The organism is Flavisphingomonas formosensis (assembly GCF_009755815.1).
GTDB classification, from domain to species: Bacteria; Pseudomonadota; Alphaproteobacteria; order Sphingomonadales; family Sphingomonadaceae; genus Flavisphingomonas; species Flavisphingomonas formosensis.
Window position 1 is genome coordinate 184,498 of the sequence record NZ_WRPK01000008.1, and the last position, 20,454, is coordinate 204,951.

16 protein-coding genes and 1 pseudogene are annotated in these 20,454 nt (G+C 67.4%); 8 read left to right on the top strand and 9 right to left on the bottom strand.

The genetic code is table 11. From position 1 onward, the window contains the following. Nucleotides 1-86: 86 nt before the first annotated feature. From GQY20_RS21340 to GQY20_RS21350, 3 genes are all read right to left on the bottom strand, one after another. Complete coding sequence (locus GQY20_RS21340; RefSeq protein WP_157219174.1) at nucleotides 87-1,916, bottom strand: ParB/RepB/Spo0J family partition protein; 1,830 nt, start codon at nucleotides 1,914-1,916, stop codon at nucleotides 87-89. Nucleotides 1,917-2,020: 104 nt separating this feature from the next. Then, a complete protein-coding gene (locus GQY20_RS21345) occupies nucleotides 2,021-2,431 on the bottom strand; it encodes a DUF2958 domain-containing protein (RefSeq protein ID WP_157219175.1) in 411 nt (136 codons plus the stop codon). After that, nucleotides 2,428-3,390 (bottom strand): ArdC family protein, encoded by a 963-nt coding sequence (locus GQY20_RS21350; RefSeq protein ID WP_157219176.1) that lies wholly within the window; start codon nucleotides 3,388-3,390, stop codon nucleotides 2,428-2,430. Before GQY20_RS21350 ends, GQY20_RS21345 begins: the two co-directional genes overlap by 4 nt. A gap of 335 nt (nucleotides 3,391-3,725) precedes the next feature. Between GQY20_RS21350 and GQY20_RS21355 the strand changes: the two genes are divergently transcribed. Then, nucleotides 3,726-4,436: an antitoxin Xre/MbcA/ParS-like domain-containing protein gene (locus tag GQY20_RS21355; protein ID WP_157219177.1), complete on the top strand. Its 711-nt coding sequence runs from the start codon at nucleotides 3,726-3,728 to the stop codon at nucleotides 4,434-4,436. Next, entirely contained in the window at nucleotides 4,433-4,918 is a 486-nt protein-coding gene (locus GQY20_RS21360) for an RES domain-containing protein (protein WP_198351103.1), read from the top strand. The genes GQY20_RS21355 and GQY20_RS21360 overlap by 4 nt, the downstream gene beginning before the upstream one ends. Nucleotides 4,919-5,130: 212 nt before the next feature. Here GQY20_RS21360 and GQY20_RS21365 read toward each other — a convergent pair whose 3' ends face one another. From GQY20_RS21365 to GQY20_RS33085, 3 genes and pseudogenes are all read right to left on the bottom strand, one after another. Then, the gene (locus GQY20_RS21365) at nucleotides 5,131-5,766 is read right to left on the bottom strand and encodes a MucR family transcriptional regulator (protein ID WP_157219178.1); all 636 of its coding nucleotides are present in this window, start codon (nucleotides 5,764-5,766) and stop codon (nucleotides 5,131-5,133) included. A gap of 459 nt (nucleotides 5,767-6,225) precedes the next feature. After that, nucleotides 6,226-6,822, bottom strand: a complete 597-nt coding sequence (locus tag GQY20_RS21370; RefSeq protein WP_157219179.1) for a DNA -binding domain-containing protein — start codon at nucleotides 6,820-6,822, stop codon at nucleotides 6,226-6,228. A 37-nt stretch (nucleotides 6,823-6,859) separates the two neighbouring features. Next, nucleotides 6,860-7,012: pseudogene (locus GQY20_RS33085) on the bottom strand (transcriptional regulator domain-containing protein); the annotation flags it as partial. A gap of 647 nt (nucleotides 7,013-7,659) precedes the next feature. Between GQY20_RS33085 and GQY20_RS21375 the strand changes: the two are divergent. The 4 genes from GQY20_RS21375 to GQY20_RS21390 all read left to right on the top strand — a co-directional run bounded on the left by GQY20_RS21375 (nucleotide 7,660) and on the right by GQY20_RS21390 (nucleotide 14,818). Next, on the top strand, nucleotides 7,660-8,199 hold the full coding sequence (locus GQY20_RS21375) for an RNA polymerase sigma factor (protein WP_157219180.1): 540 nt from the start codon (nucleotides 7,660-7,662) through the stop codon (nucleotides 8,197-8,199). A 12-nt stretch (nucleotides 8,200-8,211) separates the two neighbouring features. Then, on the top strand, nucleotides 8,212-9,195 hold the full coding sequence (locus GQY20_RS21380; protein WP_157219181.1) for a FecR family protein: 984 nt from the start codon (nucleotides 8,212-8,214) through the stop codon (nucleotides 9,193-9,195). Between the two features lie 109 nt (nucleotides 9,196-9,304). Next, nucleotides 9,305-12,337: a TonB-dependent receptor gene (locus GQY20_RS32840; RefSeq protein WP_157219182.1), complete on the top strand. Its 3,033-nt coding sequence runs from the start codon at nucleotides 9,305-9,307 to the stop codon at nucleotides 12,335-12,337. Between the two features lie 18 nt (nucleotides 12,338-12,355). Further along, complete coding sequence (locus GQY20_RS21390; RefSeq protein WP_157219183.1) at nucleotides 12,356-14,818, top strand: alpha/beta hydrolase family protein; 2,463 nt, start codon at nucleotides 12,356-12,358, stop codon at nucleotides 14,816-14,818. Here GQY20_RS21390 and GQY20_RS21395 read toward each other — a convergent pair. The 3 genes from GQY20_RS21395 to GQY20_RS21405 form a co-directional block, all read right to left on the bottom strand. Beyond that, on the bottom strand, nucleotides 14,761-16,404 hold the full coding sequence (locus tag GQY20_RS21395) for an asparagine synthase-related protein (protein WP_198351104.1): 1,644 nt from the start codon (nucleotides 16,402-16,404) through the stop codon (nucleotides 14,761-14,763). The genes GQY20_RS21390 and GQY20_RS21395 overlap by 58 nt on opposite strands. A 127-nt stretch (nucleotides 16,405-16,531) precedes the next feature. Next, nucleotides 16,532-17,203, bottom strand: a complete 672-nt coding sequence (locus tag GQY20_RS21400) for a lasso peptide biosynthesis B2 protein (protein ID WP_198351105.1) — start codon at nucleotides 17,201-17,203, stop codon at nucleotides 16,532-16,534. Between the two features lie 206 nt (nucleotides 17,204-17,409). Next, nucleotides 17,410-18,090, bottom strand: coding sequence for a GntR family transcriptional regulator (locus GQY20_RS21405; protein WP_332836102.1), 681 nt, complete (start codon nucleotides 18,088-18,090; stop codon nucleotides 17,410-17,412). A gap of 289 nt (nucleotides 18,091-18,379) precedes the next feature. On the opposite strand from GQY20_RS21405, the gene GQY20_RS21410 reads away from it, so the two are divergent. Together GQY20_RS21410 and GQY20_RS21415 are read left to right on the top strand one after the other, a co-directional pair. After that, a complete protein-coding gene (locus GQY20_RS21410; protein WP_157219187.1) occupies nucleotides 18,380-18,874 on the top strand; it encodes a helix-turn-helix domain-containing protein in 495 nt (164 codons plus the stop codon). 376 nt (nucleotides 18,875-19,250) lie between these two features. Further along, nucleotides 19,251-20,447: an IS256 family transposase gene (locus tag GQY20_RS21415; protein WP_157219188.1), complete on the top strand. Its 1,197-nt coding sequence runs from the start codon at nucleotides 19,251-19,253 to the stop codon at nucleotides 20,445-20,447. Nucleotides 20,448-20,454: the final 7 nt, after the last annotated feature.

A 20,454-nucleotide genomic window follows, 5' to 3' on the forward strand; every position in this document is an offset into this window, starting at 1 on the left:
GGCCGAGACAAGCAAGCGCCGCCGGCCGAACGGCCGGCGGCGCTTCCCTTTCTGGGGAGGGCGACCGAAGCCGCCCTCCCCTTCCTTCATGCAGCGAGCGGAACGCCGGCCGGAGCGGGACACGGCTCCGCGTCCGGCATCGTGATCGCGCCATCCGCGGCCGGCAGCGTCAATCCCGCCGCCACTGCCTCTTCATGGGCAGCGACAGCCCCCACCCCACCGCGCTCGGTATAGGCGGCCGGCGGGAACGCGAGCCAGCGCGGTACCCAGTCCTCGAACTTGGGCCGGCCCTCGGCACCGGCAAGATGGTCGCCGATGATCCGCCGCAGCACGCGGCCGGTCTCCTTGGCATTGGCGCGCGCGACCGTCTCGCCCGCGACCTCTTCGACCATCGCGCCCAACACCTCGCGGTCACGGACGAGCGCGAGAAAGGCCTCGTCCGCTCGCCACCACTGCGCCATGTCAACGCCCAGCACGCAGCCGAGCGCCGCGATCACCGGGCTGCCGCTCGCCAGCGTCTCGCCGATCGCCACCGCCGCGATGGCTTTCACCGCCGCCTCATCCAGCGCGAGCAGATGCAGGAAGGTAGCGGTCAGCCGATCGCCCTGCGTTCCGTCCGGTGTGCAGCCGACGACCGCAGGCTCGTCCTCGGCCAGGCCGAGCAGGCCGAGAGCGCGCCGCCGGCTGAGCGCGAACGCGGTCTCGGCGGGCGCCGCCGCGAGGCTTTCCGACACGGCTTCGCTGCGGCTGGCCTGCGGCTCGCGGCGCACGGTCCAGAGCGGCGAGCCGGCGATGGCATGGGCGACGAGCAGGCGCAGCGCGACATCCGGAAAACCGGTCAGCTGCGCACGCACCACGGCATGGCGGTGCAGGTCGAGATAGTCCTGCAGCGCGCTGGCAACTTCGGGCCGGGGCGGCTTCACCGTCTCCGGCTCGGCCTCGCCGCGTGCCGCGCGGCGTATCTCGGCCCGATTGCGATAGCCTTCGTGGAAGCAGACCTCGCCGCTCTGCCGCACCTCGACATAGACGCGCCCACCCTTGCGCTTGGGCGTCTTCTCATGGTCCCAGCTGTGGAACAAGCTGCCGGGTTCGAGCAGGATCACCTCGGACCAGCCCGCGTCCAGATAGGCGTCGCGGCGTGCCGCAACAGCCTCGTTCTGCGCCTGCCAGAAGGCATCGGGATCGGCAAAATAGCGGTCCTCGCCGAACAGATCGGCAACCGTCTCGCCCGCATAGCCATCGAGGTCGAACAAGGCATGGCGCGCCGGGATCGACTGCCCGCCCAGCAGCCACGCCTTCAGCTGCGCGCCGACCGGCGCGCGAGCCTCGGGATCGTCATGGAGCGCCAGCCAGTCGCGCTGGCGGCGCTTGCTCGCCATGGTGAGATGACGCAGGCTCGCTGCGTCGATCTGCTCCTTGCGGAAGAGATCGCGGATGCGCGGCAGGAGATTGCCGAGCGCCAGCACCCGCCGGACGGCGGCATCGGCCAGGCCGAAGGTGGCGGCGATTGCCTCCGGCGTGCGTCCCTCGCGCACCAGCCGGGTGAAGGTCTCCCACTGGCTGACCTGATCGGGATCGAGCCGGGCGAGATTTTCGATGAGCGACGCTTCCACGGCGGCGGCGTCATCGCCGGCCGCGACGATCGCGCAGGGGATCGGCTCGGCCTCCTCCTGCTGCTCGGCGGCGAGCGCGCGGACCGCCTCATAGCGTCGCCGGCCGGCGACGATCTCATAGACCTGCGTATCATCCGGCGGCGTGCCGTCCGGTGGCGCAGCCGGCCGGACCAGCAAGGGCACGAGGATGCCGCGCGCCCTGATCGAGGGCAGGATGTCGTCGATCCGGGGCGGCTTGCGGCCGGCGCGCATGTTCGCAGGCGAGACGATGAGTTGACGGAAGGGGATATGGTCGAGTTTCATCTGAGGTCTCCGATGTGGAGGGCCGGTCCCGCCGTCATTGCAAGGGTTGCGGGACCGGCTTCGGGTTGCGGCGAAGGACGCGCCGCGCGTCGTCCGCCGGCCGCTCAGCGGTCGGACGGGGTTCCGTGCCCGCGCTCGGCGCGCGCGATCAGCCGCTGGGCGATCTGGATCGAGCCGACATGGCGGGCGCTGTCCGCCCACAGCGACAGCGGGCTGGTGGTCGCAAAGGCGAGATCGCGTTCGATGCCGAGCCCGAAGGGTAGGCGCAGCCCGGCCAGCTCGGCAAGGCTGAACGATCCGAGTTCAGGACAGCCGAAGCCGAGATCGGCGAGGCCGAACAAGGTATCGCCATCGGCCTCCAGCTCGGTCGCCAGCCATGTCGCCGGGCCGAGCGGATTGAACAGCTTGACCACCGGCACAGGGTCGGGCTCTTCGCGCCCCGCGCGCCGGGCGGCGATCCGGGCAAGCCGGTTCCGGCTCAGCCGGGTCAGGAGCGTATCGGTGAGGAGGATCATCGTCCCGCCTCCTGCCGGGATGCGGGACAGGCGAGCAGCCAGTCCGCCGCCTTGCTGGCGGCGCTCGCCGCACGGAATATGGCGCGATTGTCGGCGCGCAGCACCGCAAGCCATGCGCCGATATAGTCGGCATGGCGCACGGTCGGTTCCAGCCCGAGCGCCGCACTGAGGAAGGCGGCGCCCATTTCGGCAATGAGTTCCTCGCGCGCATAGCCGGCCGAGCCGAACGGCGAGTCGAGCGGCCGGCCGAGCCGCGCGCCATGACCGGTGGCATGGGTGAGCTCGTGCAGGCCGGTGCGGTACCAGTCGAGCGCATCGGGAAAGGCGCCCTGCGGCGGCAGCTGCACCCGGTCGGCGGCGGGATCATAACAGGCTTCGTTGCCGCCGATCGCGACCGCGACCCCGCTGGCGGCGATCACCGCATCGGCCAGCGGCACGATCTCGGTACGCGCCAGCGGCGCGGGCGGCGCGGCCACCACGCGGGACAGCCCCTCGCATTGCGCGACGTTGAAGACGGTGAAGCGCTTGAGGAAGGATATGGCACGTGGCTCGCCATCCGAAGATGTAGGGTCGGAACCGCGCTCGCCATCCCGCTCCGCCTTGGGAACGAAGCGGTCGGCATAGACGACGGTGGTGCCGCGCTCGCCCCTGCGCACGGTGCCGCCCGCTTCCAGCGCCTGCCGGAAGGTCAGCCAGCACTGGGTCGGCCAGCCATAGTCGAACAGCGCGCCCCACAGGATGAGGATATTGATCCCGCTGTACGGCCGTCGGCTGAGCGCATTGCGCGGCAAGCCGGGATCGCACGGCCCGTCCTGCCATGGTCGCACCCATGGCAGGCGCCCTTCCTCCAGCGCGGCGATGATCCGGGCGGTGACGCTGGCATAGATATCCTGCCGCCCGCTGGACGACATTCCTCCATCAGATGCCGGGTGGTGACGAACGGGTGCGGTCTGGCGCATGGCCTGTCTCCTCGGGCCACCCTTCAAAAAACCCGCATGGGCCTCCCCGGACGCGGGGGTGGGCGGCGGATGCGCGCGAACAGGCCCGCGACCAGCGGCCGGCGACACCGGAACGGGCGCAATGCAATGGAGCACCCGGCGCCACGCGCCGGGTTGCCGCCGGTCGCGGCGGGACTAAAGCAAGCACCGGCCACACCCCGCGAATCCGGGAGAGGCCACACCCAACGCCGCCGCGCGATCACGCGCGGCGACATTAGGCGCGCTCCGTACAAACCGGACATTCTGGACAAAATGGACGGACATAACTATTTTGCTCCTCGAAGAGGAAAAGACTCATGGCGACGCAATTGCAGAGTCCCGATGCCCGTGCCGGTGTGCGCAAGCTCGTAGCAAGCCAGGTGAGCGATGCGCTCGCCCGTCATCAGCCCGGGCTTGCCAAGGCGGTGGCGGCCAATACGGCGCAGATCGTGGCGACGGTGGCGGCTGCCGTGATCGGCTTGTCGCCGTCCCAGCAGAAGCGCCTGAAAAGCCGGAGCAGCGATCTCGCCGACATGGTCGCGGCCTGGGCTCGCGACGAGCAGACGGGGGACGGGATCGCAATTCCCGCCCCCGCCGAGGTCGAGCCCCGCAAGGGGACCGGCTTCGGCGAGCTGATCGATGCCGAGGAAGGGCGTCGCCGGCTCGCCGGCTATGCGGTGGATGTCCCGCTCGAGGATTGGGCCGGCCCCCTGGCAGGATCGAGCGCGCTCATGACGAAGATGGGGATCGCCCGCTCGACGCTCCATGACTGGCAGCGTCGCCGCGAAGTGGTCGCCTTGCTCAAGGGTGCGCGCAAGCATGTGTTCCCGCTTGCGCAATTTGTCGATGGCCGGCCGGCGCAGGGTATCCGCGATATCCTCGACATCGTCGACAGTCCCCGCCGCGCCTGGTTCTGGATGGTGCAGGCCAGTCCGCTCCTCGGCGGCAAGCGTCCGATCGACCTGCTCAAGCAGGATCGCCGGCTGGAGGTGATGGAAGCGGCCCGGATTGTCTTCGACCGCCGGTGACGCTCGACGAGGCCATATTGCGGGGCCTGGCCGTCAGCATCGACGTGACCGGCTATCTGCGCATCTTCGACGCGGTGCGTCGGGCGATGCCGACCGGCATAGGATATGGCAGGACGCGCTTCGCCAGCCCGACCGACAGCTTCAGGTTGCTCTATGCCGCGCAGGATCTGCAGACCGCGCTCGCCGAGGCGGTCATCCGGGACCGCTATCAAGGCAGGCAGAAGCGCCAGCTGCTCGAAGAGGAGATCGAACAATCCGTGATCGCCAGCCTGCGCTCGCGCGCACCCTTGACGCTGCCCGACCTGCGGACGAGCGGGGCGAGCCGGTTGGGGGGGTGCCGACCAACGTGGTGCGCGGCAGGGCACAGCAATCCGGCCGCCGGTTCAGCCAGCAATTATATGACCGCACGGATTTCGACGGCATCGTCTACATGTCGCGGATCACGAATGCCGCGTGCGTGGCGGCCTATGATCGAGCGGTGAGCGCGAAGCTCGATCCGGCCTGCCCGGTCGTCGACCTCGTCCGCCTTGCCGCGCTCGAGCCGGCATTGCGGTCACTCAACGTCTCGCTGATCCGAAGATCTTAGCGATCGATCAGATGCCGGTCGGTGCCATGCCGGCTGTCCGGCTGCTCTGAGCACTCTGCAACACGACATTTCGAGAAGAGCCGCGGGGCGAGCCCCGCCGACATTGCCTCACACGGAGATCGATAACGTCCTGCGCGCACGTGGCGTCTGCGCGACTGGATCGGCGTTGGACTGGCCGCTTTCGCCGCCGGACACCTGCCCTGCAGCAACGCCCGAACGTTCCGGCAGCACCCGCTCCCCCGCCTGCCCGGCGGCGCTCGCATCCGATGCATCAGCCCGCTGTTCAGCGCGCGGCGCCTGATCGTCATCGCGAATGCCGGCCGCCGCGCCGCGGCTTGCACCCGGCTTGCGACCGAGACCCAGGCTGACCGCGACCGCGCGACGGCGTTCGGAATAGGCCGGAGCGACCATCGGATAGTCGGCTTTCAAGCCAAACGCCGCACGATATTCGGCCGGGGTCAAACCATGCGCACGCAAATGCCGCTTGAGGCTCTGATAGGGTTTGCCGTCGATCAGCGAGAGAATATTGTCGGGAGAAGCGAGGCTCTTGCGGATCGCGACAACCGGCTTGCGCTGCGCCGACGCCACTGCCGGGGAGATCTCGCCAGGGCTTGCGATCGCCGCGAGGGCGACGTGGGTCGACCGGATGAATTCGGCGACATCCTCGGCAGGCAGCTCATTATGGGCCACGAAGCTCGCCACCACCTCTACGGTGAGGGCAATCAGATCGGCATTTTCGGGCATCGCTATCCTTATCCGCTGAGCCGGCACGAAGAAGCAATTCACGGCTGGAGGGAAGCCCGCAACACTACATCGCCGAACAGCGAATCTCAAGCTCAAGCTGGCTTCCGTCCGACAGCCGGCAGTAACTGCGCCAGGAAGTGAATATCCGTTGGAACGTTCGACAATAGAAAGGAGGTGATGAGATGTCTCGTTGCGACTTGCCGCAAGCGCCAGTCCTCGTGAGCGAGACCTCCTCCTTGCCGGGTCAGGCTCGCTGGGCTGCCCATTCAAGCCAGGACAATGGAAGAGTCGTCCAAGGGGGCAGCTATTCGTTCATGAACGTGGAAATCGTAAAGCACCGTATCGACACGTCCGGGAAATCTATCTGTACAGCCCACTCCGACGGAAGTCCATGAGCGTCCACGATCTTGCGCGGGATAATGAGCCTCTATTGTATCTCATGGCGAGAAACGGATGATCCTACTTCAACAGCTTGCGATAGTCATATCGTTGCATCGATCGGGCCGACCGAATGAGCCGCTGGATACGGAGCCGCAAATAATCACTCCCCTGCCTCCAGTCCTGAGCAACCCGCAATCGACCGAAGAACCGCACGGCGATGTCACGTGTGCTGATATTCTCTTCCAGCCAATCCAGTGTCTGGATCATGTGGAGATATTTCACCACCTGCTGACTGCCCGATGCCCGTGAGGGCAAATGTCCGGTTCGCGCAAGCGTCAGCAATCCGCGCAAAGTGCTCAGCTGGGCATCGAGGTGACGAAACCCTGACAGAAGAAAATTCAGGCGCACCGGCCCGCGCAATACTGTTCCCGAGCAGATATGCAATGAAAGCGCCGTCCCCCGTTCGGCGAGCACCCAGTGTTCCTTGCCGGCGGCATCGACAAGCAATCTGGACGGACGGTCGAAAGCGCCAAAATCGATGGCGTCGCTGTCACCGATGGAAGCGGGTGCTGCGTCGACGCTTAGCTGGCCCGGCTCGACGGCATCCGACCAGAACAGGCGAGCATCGAGTGCATCGATATCGGGCCGTTCCGCGAAATCGCAACCCCCAGGCACTGACGTCCGGACCGCCGCCGCATTCAGAGACCTGCAGCGAGCCGAGCGTCATCGTTGGCCCGTGGCGAAAGCCGGCCACCGCTGCGCGATAGGCCGGATTGCGGCGGAGGAACTCCCAGGCGAGCATCGGCCGTCCGCCCATGGCAACGGCGTGTCGAACGCGACTGATCCGCTCGTCCGATGCGGCCATGCCGCCCCTCTACGCAACCAACAGCCGGGAACAGGCGACCATGTCCAGGGGTCGGAACGCACGTGCGAATCACCGCCCGAACCGTGCCGGAGAAAGCTCCGCCAGTTTTTGGCGGAAGAATGAGCGTAAACTGGCGCAATCGACGCAGAAGCCGTCGCTGATCCTGAACTGCCGGCCAGGAATCGGGCAAAGCGCGATGCCATCGCTTCCGAATCGGACCCACGCTGCGAACGCTCCAATGCGCGGCCAGCCGTCCAATTTGCCGCGCCGACAAACACCCCTAAAGACGGTTGTGGCCGGGTGCCGCAGCATAAGAGCCGCGTCCAAGGACCGGGGGACGGCGGGTACGCTCGCCGTCGGTGGGATGCGGACCTCCAAAGAGCGGGCCTTCTCATGCAGAGGTTGCAACACCCGGCCCCCTCGCCGCTTGCGCGGCGAGTCCGCCTGAGACAGATTCTTTGGGCCGTCCGTCGGGCGGCAGGGGCGTGCAAACCCCTGCATGAGATCGAACATGCCCGTGACCCTGCCGGGTCGCGGCACTGCATCCGTGTCGCGGACCGATTGGCCGCGCGCTTATGCCGGCATGCCCTCTCCGCTGCAGGACGCCAGGCACGGCGGCATTGCCCCTCGAACGAGGGAGCATGGCCATGGGTGTGGGCAAGGCCACCCGGCCGGAGGAAAGCGCAGCAGCGGCCGCCGGCCATGGCGGCCTGGAGCGGCTTTATCGCCGCTACGGCCGCTGGCTGACCCGGATCTTGCGGCATCAGCTCGGTCCGCACGCGCAGGAAGCCGACGATCTCGCGCAGGAGGCCTGGCTGCGCGTCGCACGCTACAGCGAAGCCGAGGCCGACCGGCATCCCCAGGCGCTGCTCAAGCGGATCGCGGTGAATCTCGCTCGCGATCATATGCGCCGTCACGTCATCCGCGGCGGCAAGGCCATCGACGCCAGGGAAGAGCTGGACGAGACGCCAACCGCGCTCCGCCAGGCCGCCGACCAGGAGGCGATCGCGCAGCTCAAGCAGATCGTGCTGGGTCTGCCGCCGCTCTATCGCGACGTCTTCCTGTTGAGCCGGTTCACCGGAATGACCTATGAAGACATTGCCCGTCATTTCTGCATCTCGGTGAAGACCGTCGAGTGGCGAATGAAGCGGGCGCTCGAAATCTGCGCGCAGCATCTGCGCGACTGAACGGCGGTTGGCATGGGCGAGGAGGAACAGACCAACCGGGCGCGCCGCGAGGCAGCCGAGTGGCTCACGCGGCTCGACGCACGCAGCGTCGCCTCGGAAACCCTCGACGATTTCTACCGCTGGCGCCGCGAACCGGTCAATGCGACCGCCTATGCCGAGGTCGAGGCGATGTGGCTCGCCTGCGAGGCGCTCGGCGAGGACCGCGACGTCGCGCTCGCGGTCCGCGAGGCGCTGACCCGACCAAGCTGGCAGCGCCGCCTGTTCGGCGGCTGGGACCGGATGCTGCGCCGACCGATCGTTGCGCTCGCCTCGCTCCTGCTGCTCGTCGGCATCGGCACGGCGACCTGGCTCGCCTGGCCGCGCGGCACCGAATATGCGACCGCCGTCGGCGAGCAGCGGCTGGTACCGCTGGAGGACGGCTCGCGTGTGCGGCTCGATACCGCGACGCGCCTCACCGTCCGCTTCTCGTCCCGCGAGCGGCGCATCGATCTCCTCGCGGGCCAGGCCTATTTCGAGGTAGCGCACGATCCCGCCCGCCCCTTTAACGTCCAGGTCGGCGACGCGCGGGTAACCGCGGTCGGCACCCAGTTCGACGTGCGTGCGAGTGATCGCGAAGCGACGGTCATACTGGTGGAAGGGCGCGTCGCGCTCAGCGATCGGCGCGACCCCGCGGAACGGCGGCAGATGCTGGCGGGCCAGCAGGCGGCGAGCTCGCCGGACGGCTGGAATCGTCCCAGCCCGGCCGATGTCGCGGCGCTGACCAGCTGGACGACCGGCCGGCTCGTCTTTCGCGATCTTCCGCTCGACCAGGCGATCGCCGAGGTCAACCGCTACGCCCGCCATCCGATCCGTCTCGGTCCCGGCGTGCCGACGGCGCAGAAGGTCAGCGGGAGCTTCGCGACCGGCGGCACCGCCGCATTCCTTACCGCGGTCACGGCGCTCTACGGACTCAAGGCCGAGCCGCAGCCCGACGGCTCGATGCGCTTGACGTCCTGAGCAGCGCCCTCACAATTTTTTGCGACCACCATTTAGGGTCAGCCCGGGGGACGCACGTTTTCTCCTGATGAACAGCGCCGAACGGCGCGCCCAGAGGGGGACCCCAACCATGATCCGACGCAACAGAAACAACCTCAGACGAACCGCGGCCGTCGCCGGCCTGATCGCGCTGATCACCCTGCATCCGCACCCGTCGTCCGGCCAGGCGACGATCGAGTTCCACATCGCTGCAGGATCGCTGGCGCAGGCGCTCGACCGCTTCGGCAGCGTCACCGGCCGGCAGCTGCTCTATCCCAGCGCGCTGGTCGCGGGCCACAAGGTGGACCGGCTCGATGCCGATCTCACCCCCGAGGCCGCCCTCGGCCGGCTGCTCGCGGGCAGCGGCATCGGCGCGCGCTTTCCGGCAAGCGGCGTGGTGGTGCTCTACGCCTTGCCGGCGGACCGCAAGCCGGTCCCCGCCCCGCCCCCGGTCCGGCCAAGGCCGGCGGTGCGTCCCGCCGACCCGACGCCAGCGGCGATCGAGAAACAGGACATCGTCGTCACCGGCAGCAACATCAGGGGCCGGCGCGAAGGCGCCTCCCCGCTCGTGACGCTCGACCGCGACCTCATTGACCGGCGCGGCTTCGGCTCGATCGCGCAGGCGGTGCAGAGCCTGCCCCAGAATTTCGGGGGGACGGCGACCGAGGCGACCGCGCTCGCCGGCACCGACCGGACCTCGTTCAACGACGGCATCGGCTCGGGCGTCAATCTGCGCGGGCTCGGCAGCAACGCGACGCTCACCCTCATCAACGGCCGCCGCGTCGCCGGCTCGGGCGCCAAGGGCGATTTCACCGACCTGTCGCTGATCCCCTCGGTGGCACTCGAACGGATCGAGGTGCTCGCCGACGGCGCCTCCGCGCTCTATGGCGCCGACGCGGTCGGCGGCGTCGTCAACGTCCGGCTGCGCACCCGCTATGATGGTGCCGAGAGCCGGATGCGGCTGGGCAGCGTGACCAAGGGCGGCGCGCGCGAAATCCAGCTCGGCCAGCTTGCCGGCACCCATTGGTCCAGCGGCCAGATCGTGCTCGCCTATGAATATTATCACCGCGGCGCGCTGGCCGCCGCATCGCGCCGCTTCGCCGGCTCGGCCGACCTGCGCCCGCTCGGCGGCAGCGACTTTCGCAGTTCTTATGCAGTGCCGGGAACGCTGCTCGGCTATGATCCCGCGCTCGGCACTTACGTGCCGTCCTACGGTATTCCCGACGGCCAGGACGGCACCGCGCTCGGGCCGGGCGACTTTCATGCCGGCGGCAATCTCGGCAATCAGCTGGAGGGCAGCGACCTCTTGCCGCGCCAGACCCGGCACAGCCTCTATCTGCACGCCGAACAGCAGCTCGGCACGGCGCTGACGCTCTATGGCGAAGGCCATTATGCGCATCGCAGCTTCAGCTATGCCGGTGCGCCCTCGCTCGCGCTGATGATGGTGACACCGGCCAATCCCTGGTTCGTCAGCCCGACCGGCAGCGCCTCCGACCTCATCGCCTATTCGTTCGCGCGCGAGCTCGGACCGGTCAGAACCCGGGGAACGGTCGAAGCCTATACGCTGACCGGGGGCGCGAAGCTCGATCTCGGCCACGACTGGCGGATCGATCTGTCCTATTCACGGGGCCACTCCGCGACCGACAACCGCTCGGACAGGATCGTCAACACCACCCGGCTCGACGAAGCGCTCGGCAACACGCCCATCCCGGCCGGTTCCGACTATGATCCGGCGCGCGACGGCTATTTCAATCCGTTTGGCTCGGGAACCTCCAACGGCGCCGCACTGCTCGACTATATCGGCGGCGGCTATTCGACCGAGCGGCTGCGCAATCGGCTCGACACCGCGACGCTGGCGCTCGACGGCCCGCTCGTCCGGCTGCCGGCGGGCGCCGTCCGGATCGCGCTCGGCACAAGCTGGCGCCGCGAGCATTTCCTGCGCGGCGGCGAGAATTTCTACACCGGCGACACGCCGACGCCGCTCACCGAATCGCGCGGCAGCCGGTCGATGGAAGCGCTCTATGCCGAGCTTTCCGTGCCCCTGTTCGGCCCGGACAATGCCCTGCCTGGGCTCCACCAGCTGCTGCTGTCCGCCGCAGTGCGCCACGAGCATTATAGCGATTTCGGCAGCACCACCAATCCCAAGCTCGGCCTGGTCTGGGAGCCGGTCGAGGGGCTCGCCCTGAAGGCGAGCTACGGCACCTCGTTCCGGGCGCCGGCGCTGCCCGAGATCAACGATCCGGTGCGAATCTCGGCGACGCAGCTGCCCAATTCCGCCGGCAGCTACACGCCGGTGCTGTTCCTCACCGGCGGCAACCGGGACCTCGAACCCGAAAAGGCGCGCAGCCTCACCCTGGGCATGCGGGTCGCACCGCCTCGAACGGGCTTTTCGGGCGAGCTCACCTTCTTCCGCACCCGCTTCGCCAACCAGATCGGGCGCCCGGCCTATGAAAATATCCTTGCCGCGCTCACCGATCCGACCCTCGCGCCATTCGTCTCGGCGGTCCATCCCGCGACCAGCCCGGAGGATCTGGCCCGGGTCGAGGCGCTGATCGCCGATCCCGGCTCGATCGTGCCGGCCAATTATCCGCCGAGCCTGTTCCAGGCGATCGTCGACAGCCGCTACGTCAACACCGCCGAGCTGATCGTGCGCGGTCTCGACCTGGCGCTGTCGAAGACGGTCGCGCTCGGCGACGGCCAGCTCGGGCTCAGCGGCGCGGCAAGCTGGCTGCTCGCCTACAAGCAGCGTCTGACCCCGACCGCGGCGCTGATCGATAAGGTCGATCTGGTCGGTTATCCCGCCGCCTTTCGCGGCCATGTCACCGCGGACTGGAGCGAGGGACCCTGGGGCGCCTCCGCAACTGTCAACCATGTCGGCGGCATGCGCGATACGGTGAGCGTGCCGGCACGGCACGTCGGATCCTGGACCACGCTCGACCTGCAGCTGCGCGTGCAGCCCCGCTGGCGGGGCCTTGCGAGCGGCCTCACCCTGGCGCTCAGCGCGCAGAATCTGCTCGACAGCGACCCGCCCTTCGTCAACCGGGCGTCACCGCTCGGCTATGATCCTGCCAATGCGAACGCGCTCGGCCGCTTCGTCAGCCTCCAGCTGACCAAGGCCTGGTGAGACGGTCGACGCACAATCATGCGGATCTTTCGCCAGCTGGTGCTCGCGCTGTGCCTGGGGCTGTTCGCCGCGCCGGGCGGCGTGCAGGCTCGCCCCTATGCGTTGAACGACATGCTTCGCCTCGAAAGCTACGGACAGATGCGGTTCACGCCCGACGGGCGCCACTATCTCGTCGAGCGGCGCGGGCGCTACGACCGGGCCGCAAGCTATGGCTATGACTGGTTCAGCCGGCGCCTGACCTCGCGCATCCTCATCGGCGATGTGGCGGCGGGCGGCCTGCGCCCCTTGTTCCCGCAGCGGGCGGACGCCGGCTACTGGATGGGCGGCCTCTCCCCGTCCGGCCGGCGCATGACCGTGTTTCGCCTCGACGCGAACCGTCTCGCGCTCGGGGTCGTCACGCTTGCGAGCGGGCGGGTGCGGTGGCTGCCGGTCGATCCCGACCTGCCGCCAGGCAAGCCCGACCCGATCTGGATCGATGACGACCGGCTCGCCATCGCGACCTGCCAGGGGCTGCCGACACTGCTCTCCTTTGCCGGAGAAGCGCAGCGCCGGCTGCCGCCGCTTTGGCGGATGCAACAGGCGGGACGACGCGCCTCGGTCACGGTCGTCGGCACATCCGGGCCCGCGGCGCGTCGGCCGGCCGGCGCGCTCATCCTGTTCGACCTGAGGCACGATCATGTACGGCCGCTGCTCCGCGGCGAGATCGCCGACATCGCGCTTTCCCCCGACGCCAGCCTGCTGGCCGTGCTCCGTCTCGGCGAGGACACGCCGCATGATCCGCACCGGCTCTATGATGGCGCGGAGCCGCTGCGCCGGCACCAGCTCCGCCTGGTTCGGCTGCGCGATGGCGCGGTCGAGGAGCCCTGCCCGGACTGCGACCTGCTGCCCGACCTGTTGAGCTGGTCCGCTTCGGGCAATCGCCTGCTCGTCTTCGCGCGTGTGGGCACCACCCCCTGGCAGGACGGCCGGCTCCGGGTCGTCCAGTATGGCCACCCCGCGGTGGCGCTCGACACGGGCGATACCCGCCCCCAGTTGACCCGTCCGCAGGAAGGCGTTGCGCGCATCTCCGCGGTCTGGATGGGAAGGACGCCCGTCTTCTTCGGAAGCCAAAACGACGGATCACGCCCAGGCTGGTATGCCGCCGGTGCCCCGGTTCGATCGCTCGACGCGCAACTCCTCGCCACGCCCTCCTCCCAGCTGCTCGCGGCGGACGTTTCGGGCGTGGTGGTGCGCGCGGGCTCCAGCCTCTTTCGCATCGCTCCGTCGGGTTCGGCGACGATGATCGCCCGCTCGGTCATGGCGACTGCGCTGCAGCGCGATGATCCTTTCCTCGCCGGCAGCCGCGCCCTGTTCGCAAGCCCGGCGACCGATCCGGTCGTGATCCAGCAACGCGACGGCAGCGCCGACCTGCTGCTCTCATCGCCTGTGTCGCGCACCACCCTGCCCATCGATCCGACCTGCCGCCCGGTGGCGTTCGATCCGGCCGGTCTGCGGGCGCTTTGCGTCCGACGCGACGCGCAGGGCGTCGGCAGCCTGCTGATCGCGACGAGCCGGACGAGCCCAAGGGTGGTGGACCGGATCAACACCCACCTCGCCGCGGTGGAGCCCGCGACGGCGCTGGCGCTCGGTGGTGGCAATGCGGGCATGCCGGTCGACTGGCTCTATCTACCACCGGGCCGGGACGCGGCCGCGCGGCTTCCCTTGATCGTGATCCCCTATCCGGAGACCGTCTTTACCGCAGATAGGCCGCCGCAGTCGCCCGACCAGCTGCTCGCCGAGACGAGCGCGGCGCTGCTTGCCGGGCAAGGCTATGCGGTGTTGCTGCCGAGCCTGCCGCTCGGCCGCGAGGTGCATGCGACGGCGGATGTGATCACCGCCGAGGTCGACCGGGCGGTCGATGCGGCGCTTGCCACCGGACGGATCGACGCCGATCGCATCGCGATCTACGGACACAGCTATGGCGGCTATGCCGCGCTCATCCTCGCCGGCTCCCGCACGCGCTACCACGCGATCATCGCCTCGGCAGCCAACGGCAATCTGGTGGTGAGCTACGGCGCGCCGGATCCACGCACCCGCATCGACATGGCGGGCGGGATCGACGGCAGCATGGCGTTCGCCTGGCATGAGACCGGGCAAGGCCGGATGGGCGCAGCGCCCTGGAAGGAGCCTCGGCGCTATCTCGCCGCAAGTCCCTTCTTCTCGCTGCCTGCGATGCACGCGCCGCTCCTGCTCATCCAGGGCGATCTCGACTATGTGCCGCTCGCCGAAGGCGAACAGCTGTTCATGGGGCTGCACCGCCTCGGCCGCGACGTCACCCTGCTGCGCTATTGGGGCGAGAGCCATGTCCTCACCAGCCCCGCCAATATCCGTGACCAATATCAGAGGATCTTCGCCTGGCTCGCGCGTACGCTCGCCCCGCGGCATCAGGACCAGGCCCTCGCCCAGAGCTCGAGCGTGGCGCCCAGCACGAGTGCGCCATAATCGCGGCTGACGATCAGCGTATCGGGCGTGGCGAGCCGATCGAGCGCCGATCGATCGAGGATGCCGCGAGCGACCAGCAGGCCGTCGAGCAGCAGCGAACGCAGATAGGGCAGATTCTCGACCACGGCGCGGTTGTAATAAGCCGACGCATCACCCTTGGCCGGCCGCCAAGTAACGGCGTCGGGGAGCCACCGCGCGAAGGCACGCCGCGCCAGGGTCCGGTCGATCGGGCCATCGACCAGACGCCAGGTCGGAATGGCGAGCGCGCGTTCGACGAGCGGCTGGCTGAGCAGCGGATGGATGCGACGGACCGGCGACCCCGGCCAGGCCGGCGCCTGGAACAGCTGGCAATGTGCAATCCCGCTGATCTGGAGCCTCTTACCGGGCGGCAGCCCGTCCGCGCCAATCTCCCAGGGATGTCGAGGCACCGGAGCGGCGGCGAGCGCCTGTCCTTCGGCACCGAGATAGGCGGCAAGGCCGGTGCGCGGAGGAGGAGCGCGACGCCGTGCGCGAATGAGCTCGCCGAGGCAGCCCCAGATCGAGCAATGCCGGCGCATCGCGGCTGCGCGCAGCGCCTCCGGCCAGGACGAGGCCAGGCCCGTCTCGTGGATCAGATCCGCGACCGGCGTTGCGGACGGGAATTGGAAGAAGAGCGCATCGCCGCCCTGGCCGGTGAGCACCCGGTCCGTCCCGAGCGCCTGCGCGGCGCGCTCGCTCACTTCGTCCTGAATCGGGTCGAGCCAGGCGATCCGCGGTTCGGCACCGAGCGGAGAGGCGGCGAAACGACTGTAGCGCAATTCCGCGGGATCGGCGGGCACTTCGATCAGGGTCGCGCGTGCCTTTGCCGCGCTGAGCCGGGCAAGCGTGCGCTCGTCCGCAGCCGCATCCGGCGGCGCATAGGTGATCGCGATGAGCGGGGGACGGGACGCAAGATGCGCCGACGCGCACGCGATGATCGCAGAGTCCATTCCGCCCGACAATTCCAGTGCCAAGGCGGAGGGTCCTTTGCACCATGCGCCGAGGATTGCGGTGACGTCGTCCCGCAGCGTTTCACCCAGCTCGCGCCCGCCGTGCGGCATCGATACGCAAAGGTGCGGCGCCCAGAGCATTTCGGCAGGCTCGCCGCCCCGGCAACGATAGAGCTGCCCCGGCAACAGCTTGCGAATGCCGGCAAGCAGGCTTTGATGGGCAGCCACGGGAACGTGGACGGCGGTATGGACCAGGGCCTGCCAATCGACTGCCCGCTCGATGCCGACTGCGTCGGCAAGCCAGGACGGGATATCGTCGGCGAAGAGATCGAGACCGTCGCCAGAGGCGTGCCGCAGCGGAAAACCACCCGAGGGATCGCAAAAGAGCGATGGCGCGTCCGTGCCGATATCGAGAAAGGCGACATAGCTTCCCCAGGCTCGTTCGACCAGCTGACGGGCCATCAATACCGGATCATCGGCCGCGATATGCTCGATTGAGAATATCGTCGGCGAGAAGGTCCGCGTCGCGGCGCGATCGAACACATCCCCGATGACGCACAGATTCTGGTCGAAACGTACCGCAAAGCCAGGCGCGGCCTGGGCTCGCAGCGCGAGCAAAAACCCGCCTCGCCGAACCGCCGCGTCAAATCCCCGACGCGCGAGCTGCGCCAGGATTATCGCGGAACGGGCGGATGCCCCTTCCTGCTGCGGTCGCCAAGCCAAAGCGACGAAGCGCGGGACCAGTTCAGGCGGCGACAACGGGCGTAAACCAGCGGACATGCTCGACCCGGTCATTGAGCACCAGATCGCGCCATTGCACCCAGCAATGTGCCTCGAACGGATGCAGCCGGACGCCGAACACCCAGCGGGTTCGTGCGCCGCGCGACCGCAGCAGGCCGTGGAGCACCATGCTGTTGACGAGGCAACCCGACATGCCGGGCAGATACAGTGCAGCCGACTGGACCTGCCGCACGCGCCACACGATCTCCGCTTCGGGAAGGACATCGAAGCGGTCCTTGCTGTTCAGCCTGCGCAGCCACCGGGCAGGTGACGGGAACCGACGAGCGCCCTGTGCCAGGACAATTCGCGCCAGCAGCTCGACTGTCGTCGCGAGACCGGGCCAGGCTGGCGGCATTTCGAACGGCAGGTCGCGTGTCGGATACGCCGGCAGATCGGCGGCCTCCAAGCCGTCTTCCGCTTTCGCGACGAGCACCCCGTCTTCGATCAAGGCGAGCCGGGTTGCTTCGTTGATCCTCTCGATCAGCGGCGTGTCGTCGGATGCCGGGATCAATGCTCCGGCAACGCAGACATAGCTGTTGGCGGCAAGGTCCATGATGACGAGGTGATCGCCGATCGCCGCAGCGCGCAGGTGCGATGCAAAATGCGGCTGCATCAAAGTCGAAGAAAAGGGCGGCACAAGGCCGCCCTTTTCCTTTCAGCCGTTGAACTGAAGCAGCGGATTGGCCACCTCGGGCGCACCGATGGTGACGATCGCACGCGTCGTCCGGGAAACGGACCCGAGACGAACCGTCCGAAGCTTCTGCATCTTCTTCATGACTACCTCCATTTGCTGCAAGCGCTGCCAAAGCAGCACGCTAAGGAGGCCATCATCACATCCTATATTCAATCTATACTTGAAATATTTTCGACAGATTTCGACACCGCTCGAAAGATACGCGGTGCCTGACGAATGCATAGGCCAAAATATCCCCGAAGCGCGCTACGGAGCTTAGCGCTCTGTGCTGAAGAGACGGCTTCGCGCAGGCGGTCGACGGCAAGCTCGCCCACGATTTCGGCCTCGGACTCCCGATAGGGCCTTAGCTGTGCGTTCAATCGCATGATCGTGTCGCGCAGGACGTCGATGTCGACGCGGGCAACGACGATCGCGATCAGCTCGTCGATCGACCGGGGTGCCGATCCCGCTGCTGCAGCGGGCTCGTTCGGTGCAATCGCTCGAAATGGTCCATCGAGCGTCGGCAGGCCCGCGCCGCCGACCGCGGAGACAAGGCAGGCGGCCTGGACCCAGTAGAGTTCCGCCAGCTCGCGCTCCGACCGGCGCGGCGCGAAATAGCCGTGCCGGCGGCGTTCCTCCACCAGGCCCTCACCCGCGAGCCGGGCCAAGCTTTCGCGGACCGGTGTCGGACTGAGCGCGAGGCGGCCGGCGAGTTCGACGATGGCGAGCGGCATGCCGGGCGGGAATGCCCCGCGATCCAAATCCGCTCGGATCATCTGATAAGCACGCCAGGACGGCGGCCGCGGCGATCTGTCCTGCATGCGCGGCATAAGCGGCGGCGGCGCGCGCATGACAAGGGCGGCGATTGCCGATGGTGCGGCATCCGCCACATTCGCCAAATTCTGCGGCAGAATCAGGTGCCTGCCGCCAAATGTCCGCCAAGCGGCGCGCACCGCGCTACGCTGCGCCGAGGAAACTTGCCGACTTTCGGACGATACTTCGAATCGCAACCAATTCGGTTAAAAAGGTATCGCCCTTCACGGCTTAGCAAGGTTGCAATGGTGCAGCCCTGCCCTAGCATCCGCCGGGCAGGGTAATAATCGCGGTGAGCGCGTGGCGTAAGCGTACCGGGATGGAAAAATGAAGACCGAATCTGAGCTGGGCGATGCGGTACTGTTGGGCGAAGCGATACGCGCTATCCGCAAGTATAGACGCATGCGCACGTCCGAGGTCGCCAAGGCGCTCGACATGCCGACGCGAACCTACGAGCATCTCGAAGCGGGCCAAGGCCGCATAAGTTATGATCGGCTCGCGCGCTTTGCCGAAGTGACCAATAGCGATTCGGTCGCTTTGATTATCGCGATGATGCTTGGCGAGCCTTCCTTCGCCATCCACTGTGCGGATAACAAGCTTGCCGAGGTGATGATGCACGCACTAGGCGAATTAAACGAGGATCTGGGCGCCGATATCGGCTTCCTCGAGACGCGAACCATTATCGCTGCTTTCCGCAAGGCATGCCACGAACTCTCCGAACATGTCCGTAAGCGAGATACGTTCGCAGAGAATTGGCTTCGCGATCGCACCGAAAAAGCCCGCGCCGCTCCAGCCACTCCGCAGAAGCGCCGACTGATGTGACAGCATCAGGACGGGAGCGACCGACATGCTCCGGCAGGCGAATCCATGGTCCGGCTTTCAGGGTACTCGCTCGCTATGACGGGACCACGTTCGAGGTCAGCTCGGTGCCGTAGCACATTGGGAAGCGGTTCCTTGGAGAGCCGCATTGCCTTGGTGGAGGCAAGGGCGCATAGCGCCCGCGGGCTTCACCAAGGCGGCCATGACCGGCCAGCAGATCTCTAAAGTGAAGTTGTCGACTCAACACTTTGGAGACTGACCGACCATGACCAAAGCGCAGTCGGTAGTGTGCGGGAGGTTCTGCAAAATCCCTTGAGGATCTGAGCGGCCATGGCAGCCTGGTGATGTTCGACGTCACCAACTCCATCGGAGTGCCACCATGACCAGGAGCGAGAATAAGCCATCGATAGCCGCCGTCAAAGAGCTGATGGTTGGCAACCAGGACGCGTTGCGTGAGATCGTGCGTGATCTGCTGCAGGAGATGCTTGAAGGGGAGATGACCGAGGCGCTGGGTGCTGGGAAGAGCGAACGCACGGACGGTCGCGTTGGCTATCGGTCAGGCCATTATAACCGCACGCTGATCACCCGGGTCGGCAAGCTCGAGCTGCGGGTGCCGCAGGATCGGGAGGGTCGGTTTTCGACCGAGCTGTTCGAACGCTACCAGCGGTCGGAGCAGGCGCTGGTAGCGGCGCTGGCCGAGATGTATGTCCAAGGCGTGTCGACGCGGAAGGTGAAGGCGATCACCGAGGAGCTGTGCGGCCACAGCTTCTCGGCCTCGACGATCTCGGCGATCAACAAGCGGCTGGATGCGAGTCTCGCGGCCTTCGCACGACGGCGCCTGGACGAGCCGTTCGCCTATCTGATCATCGATGCGAAGTACGAGAAGGTCCGCCAGGCCGGCGTCGTGCGCTCCTGCGCGGTGCTGATCGCGCTCGGCGTCGACTGGGAAGGGCGCCGGCAGATCCTCGCGGTGGAGCTTGCCAATCGCGAGAGCCGCTCGTCGTGGAAGGACTTCCTGGTTGGCCTTCGCGATCGCGGGTTGCACGGCGTCGAATATGTTGTCGCTGACGATCATGCTGGGCTGCGTGCGGCGGTGCGCGAGGTGCTGCCCGACGCCTGGTTCCAACGCTGTTATGTCCACTTCCTGCGCAACGCGCTCGATCATCTGCCCCGCAAAGCCGATGACGACTGCCTGCAGGAACTGCGCTGGATCTACGATCGCCGCGCCTTGTCGGAGGCGAAAAGCGATCTCGCCGCCTGGCTCAAGAAATGGTCGCCGCGCTACCCCAAGCTCACCAGCTGGGCCGAGGAGCATATCGAGGAGACGTTCACCTACTATCGGCTGCCGCGTCAGCATCACAAACATATGAAGAGCACCAACATGCTCGAGCGGTTCAACGAGGAGATCAAGCGCAGGACGATCGTCCTGCGCATCTTCCCCAACGAAGACAGCTGCTTGAGGCTGATCCGGGCGCTCGCCGTCGAAACCCACGAGAACTGGCTCGAGGCCAACCGCTACCTCAACATGAACGATCTGAAGGAGATGAAGAAAGCCCACCTGCGACAAGCCGCCTAGCCAGAAT

Coding starts and splice junctions, on each gene's coding strand:
- GQY20_RS21340 (WP_157219174.1), bottom strand. CDS start 1,916: ATGAAACTCGACCATATCCCCTTCCGTCAACTCATCGTCTCGCCTGCG.
- GQY20_RS21345 (WP_157219175.1), bottom strand. CDS start 2,431: ATGATCCTCCTCACCGATACGCTCCTGACCCGGCTGAGCCGGAACCGG.
- GQY20_RS21350 (WP_157219176.1), bottom strand. CDS start 3,390: ATGCGCCAGACCGCACCCGTTCGTCACCACCCGGCATCTGATGGAGGA.
- GQY20_RS21355 (WP_157219177.1), top strand. CDS start 3,726: ATGGCGACGCAATTGCAGAGTCCCGATGCCCGTGCCGGTGTGCGCAAG.
- GQY20_RS21365 (WP_157219178.1), bottom strand. CDS start 5,766: ATGCCCGAAAATGCCGATCTGATTGCCCTCACCGTAGAGGTGGTGGCG.
- GQY20_RS21375 (WP_157219180.1), top strand. CDS start 7,660: ATGGGTGTGGGCAAGGCCACCCGGCCGGAGGAAAGCGCAGCAGCGGCC.
- GQY20_RS21380 (WP_157219181.1), top strand. CDS start 8,212: ATGGGCGAGGAGGAACAGACCAACCGGGCGCGCCGCGAGGCAGCCGAG.
- GQY20_RS32840 (WP_157219182.1), top strand. CDS start 9,305: ATGATCCGACGCAACAGAAACAACCTCAGACGAACCGCGGCCGTCGCC.
- GQY20_RS21390 (WP_157219183.1), top strand. CDS start 12,356: ATGCGGATCTTTCGCCAGCTGGTGCTCGCGCTGTGCCTGGGGCTGTTC.
- GQY20_RS21405 (WP_332836102.1), bottom strand. CDS start 18,090: ATGCGCGCGCCGCCGCCGCTTATGCCGCGCATGCAGGACAGATCGCCG.
- GQY20_RS21410 (WP_157219187.1), top strand. CDS start 18,380: ATGAAGACCGAATCTGAGCTGGGCGATGCGGTACTGTTGGGCGAAGCG.
- GQY20_RS21415 (WP_157219188.1), top strand. CDS start 19,251: ATGACCAGGAGCGAGAATAAGCCATCGATAGCCGCCGTCAAAGAGCTG.